Source organism: Novosphingobium silvae, assembly GCF_009856825.1.
GTDB lineage: Bacteria > Pseudomonadota > Alphaproteobacteria > Sphingomonadales > Sphingomonadaceae > Novosphingobium > Novosphingobium silvae.
Genome location: NZ_WVTD01000050.1, coordinates 1 through 5,622, shown reverse-complemented (window position 1 = coordinate 5,622; position 5,622 = coordinate 1). Strand labels below are relative to the sequence as shown.

6 protein-coding genes are annotated in these 5,622 nt (G+C 58.3%); 4 read left to right on the top strand and 2 right to left on the bottom strand.

What is annotated here, in order from left to right; translation table 11 throughout:
• Nucleotides 1–148 precede the first annotated feature (148 nt).
• From GR702_RS21800 to GR702_RS21790, 3 genes are all read left to right on the top strand, one after another.
• Nucleotides 149–535 (top strand): hypothetical protein, encoded by a 387-nt coding sequence (locus GR702_RS21800; RefSeq protein WP_202408431.1) that lies wholly within the window; start codon nt 149–151, stop codon nt 533–535.
• 246 nt (nt 536–781) lie between these two features.
• The gene (locus tag GR702_RS21795; protein WP_160987608.1) at nt 782–2,065 is read left to right on the top strand and encodes a YiiX/YebB-like N1pC/P60 family cysteine hydrolase; all 1,284 of its coding nucleotides are present in this window, start codon (nt 782–784) and stop codon (nt 2,063–2,065) included.
• Nucleotides 2,066–2,163: 98 nt separating this feature from the next.
• On the top strand, nt 2,164–2,955 hold the full coding sequence (locus GR702_RS21790) for a hypothetical protein (protein WP_160987607.1): 792 nt from the start codon (nt 2,164–2,166) through the stop codon (nt 2,953–2,955).
• Between the two features lie 119 nt (nt 2,956–3,074).
• Here the strand turns inward: GR702_RS21790 and GR702_RS21785 are convergent, their stop codons facing one another.
• Entirely contained in the window at nt 3,075–3,827 is a 753-nt protein-coding gene (locus GR702_RS21785) for a hypothetical protein (RefSeq protein ID WP_160987606.1), read from the bottom strand.
• Nucleotides 3,828–3,907: 80 nt separating this feature from the next.
• Nucleotides 3,908–4,462, bottom strand: a complete 555-nt coding sequence (locus tag GR702_RS21780; RefSeq protein WP_160987605.1) for a hypothetical protein — start codon at nt 4,460–4,462, stop codon at nt 3,908–3,910.
• A 280-nt stretch (nt 4,463–4,742) separates the two neighbouring features.
• On the opposite strand from GR702_RS21780, the gene GR702_RS21775 reads away from it, so the two are divergent.
• Nucleotides 4,743–5,622, top strand: an 880-nt coding sequence (locus GR702_RS21775) for a hypothetical protein (RefSeq protein WP_160987604.1), incomplete at its 3' end; no start/stop codon positions are given.

Genomic DNA, 5,622 nt, shown 5'->3' with positions numbered 1-5,622 from the left:
AAAACGCGCTGATCTTCGCCCTCGTCGGCCAAGTCGCAGCCGAAGCCGGCGTGCTGCTGATCATCATGTCTGCGGGGCCGGGCTGAGCGCCGTCCCGAAAAATCGACTTCGGCAGCGGGCTGCTAAGACGAAGATCGACGAACTGTACGTGTCAAAGCTCGCCGACGAGCAGAAGAGCCGGTTCCGTACCTTCATGCTGGGCAAGGCCGCCGGGACCAAGAAGACCGACTTCGCCATAGAGGACCTGTTCCCCGACAAGTTCTACGTCGACTGCGTCAACGCCACATATGCGCTCGCGATCAAGATGGAGGACCTGCCGGAGGACGGCTCAGACATGGTGACGAAGCGGGTCGAGCACGTCCTCAAAACCCGCTACGGCCACAAGGAGCTCGATAAGCGGCGCGTGATGGGCGAGATGTGGAAGCATTTCGACACGTGGTCGAGCGCAGCCGACCTCCCAAAGGACGCCGTCATCCGAGCCGAGAAGCTGTTCAAGGCCATCAACGCCGCGTTCGCGGAAGCGGAACGGCCGTAATCAGGGAAGGGGTCACAACCGTGGAATGGCCGCAGATGGGCGCGCTGCTACCGGCCAGATATGCGGGTATCGCCCGATGGTCCCTAAAAGCATCCCATCGGGGCATGACCTCCCAAGTCCAATAAGCGATAAGGAACCTGGAACCGCCTGCTCGCGTTGCCCGCGTCCACCGCCGCGCGTAACCAAAAGTAGTAGCAGCCATGCGAACTGATAGCAGTGCGGATCAGGCAGAAGGGCATTCTGGGGATGGAAACGACTCAACCTGTTCGACGGATCGCGGCTGAGCGGCTTTTGCCAGGCGACATCGTGTTGACCGCGTCATCTGGAAAAATGAGCGCCGTTATCCGGCGGGCCAGCAAAGGCGAGGTTTCGCACGCGATGATCTGTGTGCAGCATGGCTCGATCATCGATTCCACGGATGACGGGGTCCAGGCGCATAACATCCAGCGAGAAACCTACAAGGTTGACGATCATGTCGTCGTCTTGCGACTGCGTGAACCGCTCGACCCGGTGCAACTCCAGTCTGTGCTCAACTACGCCCGCTCCGAGGTTGGCACACGGTATTCAAAGGTGGAGGCGGCGCGCTCGGTCTTGGGCGGTTCCAAGCCCCGGACGAGGCAGCTCTTCTGCTCACGCCTTGTCTCCAGAGCCTATGCTGCGGCTGGCGTCAATCTGGTGTCCGATCCGGATTATTGCACACCGGAGGCTCTCAGGCGGAGCGCGCTGCTGATTGAAATCCCAGAAATGACCGAGATCGTGTCAGAAGCGGAACTGGCGGCTTGGGCAGCGCGGCCGAACCCGCTTGCCGATATGCGTGCCATGCAGAATGAAATTCTCGATGTTGCGCGTCGGCGCGATCCCGCCATCGAGAATTTCGAGGATCTCGATGCGTTCGTGCAAGCCAACCCGCAATGGGACGAGGAGATCGCGCATGTCTATCGCGCGTCGGGTTATCTTGACCTCTGGCGGGCCGACTACGCGATTAACCCGTGGCACTATGATCTGGATGAGATGGAGGCGAGCGCCCGTTCGGGCGATGATGAAGGCCTGCGCCTCTATTGTGTCAGCACTATTCAGGAATTCCACACCGGCGGCGTGCGGTTCGCCGTCAATCTCGCTCATTATGAGCGGGCGATGCAGGCGAACGGACGTCGCACCACAGCGCAACTGGTCACCTTGTACAGCCAGCTTGTTCGCAATGACCAACTCCGGCGCGATGTCGCTCTGGCCTGGCTTTGGCGGCATCATCCGGCGGACGCAGCGACCCACCTCCAACGAATTGAGCCGCATTCGCCACTCTGGTTTTCTATCATTGATCGTGTCGAGCCCCGTCTCGGTGCGATCGCGCGCGCGAACATCCAGCAAGAAGGATCGGTGGATGTCTGCTCATCGTGCGGCGATCCGCCGCAGGACTATCGGCTCGTGAACAGCGCCGAAGCAATGCCGGGCGTTCCGTCGCTCAGGCTGTGCAGTGACTGCATCGTGATCCGTCGTGGTTCTGGCGAAATTCTCGTGCCGCTTCACGATTGAGGCTGGACCTCTGTCTGCCCTTCGCAACACGGGCATAAGGCCACTTGCAATAACTTCCAATTCCTGCGAGTTAAAAACTTACACAAATTGGAAGTTATATGGCTCGCCCGATTCTCCCCGAAGATCGCTTCACCTCTCGCGCCCTTGCCATCGCTGGCGAGTTGTCTCCCCGCAATGTCGCGCTGCTCATCGACCATGACCTTGCGCCCGCAGCGGTCGAGGGCGGAGGCGGTCGAGGAGGACATCGGACCTTTAATAGCGTCGCTGTCGGTGCGATTGCCATGATTGGCGCTTTTCATAAGGCTGGCATGGAACTGCTCGTGGCAGCGAGACTCGCGGGGGCGATGACCGAGGAATATGCAGCCATTTATGGACGGCTCCCTTCGAACCTCGGCGCCTTTCTGCATGCGCCCTTCAATCTCCGGTCCGGCCATTCTCCCTGGAGCCGCGAGCTTCCGAAGGTCGATTTCGACGACGATTATTGGCTTCACAATCGGCTGCGTCTTCACACGACGATCTACAAGCCCTGGACCGCTCTACGCGGCGATATGGTCGTGGAAATTGTAGACCAGACATATGTGCTGACGCGATTCCACGATCTCAACTTCAGCATCACGTCGCCGGTTTCCGATCCCCTTCACTCCAGTCCTGAATATCGCATCAAAGGTCGCGGCAACGAGGCGCGGATTATGCCGATCCATGAGGGGATCCAGAGCTTCGACTTCTCCGTCGACAAGGAATCCGCTGATGCCCTCCGCGAACGTCAGGCCGCCTATCTGCATGCCCATGAGAATGCGGTGACACGCCTGCGGGTCAATGTAGGGCTGGCTATCCGCAATGGCCTCGACCGAATCGCTGACGATCGCATGGGACGAACAGACGCTGCCTAATTTGCGTTCGGGAGATTACGCTTGGGCGGCCTCCCTCCCTAGCTGCATACCGGTTCGTGAATCTTAGTTTGCGTCCCCCCTTGGACGCCATGTGGCGTACACGTCGATCACAAACCATGTCACTCAGGAGGAGTGACTGAATTAGACCGTATGGGTTCAAAGCGTAGAACCGGACCATCGAGGAAGCCTCGCGTCACCTCATCAAAGCGTTCCGCAACATTGCGAGCAAACGCATCATAGTCCGTGAGCAATTGGCACATTCCCTGGGCAAACAGGTCCAGTTCTTCCGCTTTCACCTTGATATAATTTCCAACCTCCGGCGGCAAATGCATGCGCGTGGTCGAAACCCCTGTCGCGGCGTCCCGCGTCGTCTGGCCGAGGCGCGCCGTTTCAAAATGCAGATCGGTCTTGAGTTTGGCGAAGGTATCTAAACTGGCAAGGCACGCCGCGTAGCGACGAGAAAGCAGTAATAGATCATCGACGTAATCAGCTTGTTTGGCGCCAATATAAACTGCCAATTCCTCAGCAGAAAATTCGATGGAAGGTTCCCGTTCGATGCCCGCGAATGGTGAAAGTCGCTGGTATAGAGGCATGTGGCTGTTGCCGTCACTATCAGCTTTCGCCACCATCTCCAGTGTCTGCTTTTGGAAGCTGCCTATGGAGTTTGCGATCGCATGCAGCTTAACAAAGACCTGATGAGCAGCGCGCTTATCTTGGTCGGCACGAGCGGCCTTATCCCGTGCCAACACCTCGTCTGAGGCCAGTTTTGCGAGCCGGCTAGAGGCGAAATAGCTGGCGCCTGCACCAACGACTGCACCTCCGATGCCCGATACCAGCGGTATGACGACATCCTTGACCCATTCCACGCTCATGCCGGTCTCTAATCTTAGAAGGTTGGACTACCTTCAAGCCGGTTGCGCCGAACGCAGTGCCGTCTTTCGCACCCGATCTCTTATGCCGCTGCCATGCCATAAGCATCTTCGCGATCACCCAAGAGCCACAGGACATCAATCGCCTGAAGATACGGGACAACACGCGCTAGATCTTCGGGGATGATGCGGACGGGGTTGGTCTGCGAGACCTCGTCGATCTCGACGAGACGTTGATACATGCCGATCTCGACCTGCCAGTCGTCCGTATCGTCTGCGTGGCTGGCTACTTCCCGTATCCGATCAATCCAGACACTTTCGTCGGCAAAGACTTCGGGGCCGGCCATGTAATCGAGTAGCAGCGTTACAACGCCTTTTCTCTCGCCGATGAACACGACTGGCCAGAGCAACCCCTCCATGTGGAGATGCTCGGCGACACAAATGACCCGCTCATCGTGGTCCTCGTCCCAGATGATGGCAAAGTCGTGGATGCGTGGTGCCCGCAAGTGATCGCCATCAATGGTCCGCCACTGTGTCGAGCGGAACACCGAATGATGGACACCCCTGCCAAGATGGCCGATGGGTGCCGGTTGATCGTGGAGGCACGAGAAGAGATGGGAGTAGTGGCGCGTGGTCATGGCTTTCTCCTTGTCGAGGACAATCGCGGCTTCCGCCGCTGCGCCCCGGCTTTCGACCGATGCGCGCCCACACTGTAGGCGATCAGTTCTTTGATCGAAAGTCGATATTCCGCCTTTGCGCAGATTTTACAGCGCACGGCAGCCACGCAAGGCCGCGCCTCAATATGGCCGTCTGGGCAACAAGGTGGAGAGGTAGCGCCCTTACGCTCATATCCCAAGCTGGAGTCATTCTAACATTAGAGTGGATATTTAACATCACTGATGTTAAATGGAATTCGCAATGTTAGATGAGCTTCCCGATATGCAACTGCGAGCGCTTGCGAGCGCGACGGAAGCCTATGCCCGCGAGGCTTTTGACACTCATCTCCATCTCGATCCCATTAAGCCGTTGGGCTTGCCGCATTTCCTGTTGGACCGATACAGCCTTTTTCGCGGAGAATTGCTAGATGGCCCCGCCATCTTCGTCCTACCGCAAAATGGCTCTGTGGGCGGCGTCGAGGAATATTTGAAGCACCGCGAACAGATGCGACGGCGCCTCGATATCAATCTGTTCGTGCTGATCCTCGATGGCGTGCCAGCAGCGTTGCGCCGTCGCCTCGTTGAAAAACGCGTGGCATTCATTGCGCCAGACACGCAATTCTACATCCCCGAGGCGCTTCTCGATCTGCGGGAAGTCTATGCCAGTCAACCTGTCACACCATCCGAACAATTGTCACCAACGGCGCAGGTTCTGGTGATCGCAGCCTTGCTGGGACATGAGATCGATGACGCCAACATGACCCAACTCGCTGATCGTTACCGGGTGGCGATCATGAGCATCAGCCGCGCCGTTGACGAACTGGAAGCGTTCAAACTGGCAAAGCCACATCATGTCGGTCGCCAGCGCCGTTTGCGCTTTTGCTTGGACGGCGCGCAATTATGGCACGCCGCAGCAGAGCGCCTGCAATCTCCAGTAAGGAAATCGCGCGCCGTCATCGGTAAGCTGCAAAAGAATCAGGCCGTCGTCGCTGGTGAGAGCGCGCTAGCACGTTACCAGCCCGCTGCCGAAGTCGATTTTTCGGGACGGCGCTCAGCCCGGCCCCGCAGACATGATGATCAGCAGCACGCCGGCTTCGGCTGCGACTTGGCCGACGAGGGCGAAGATCAGCGCGTTTTCGGTC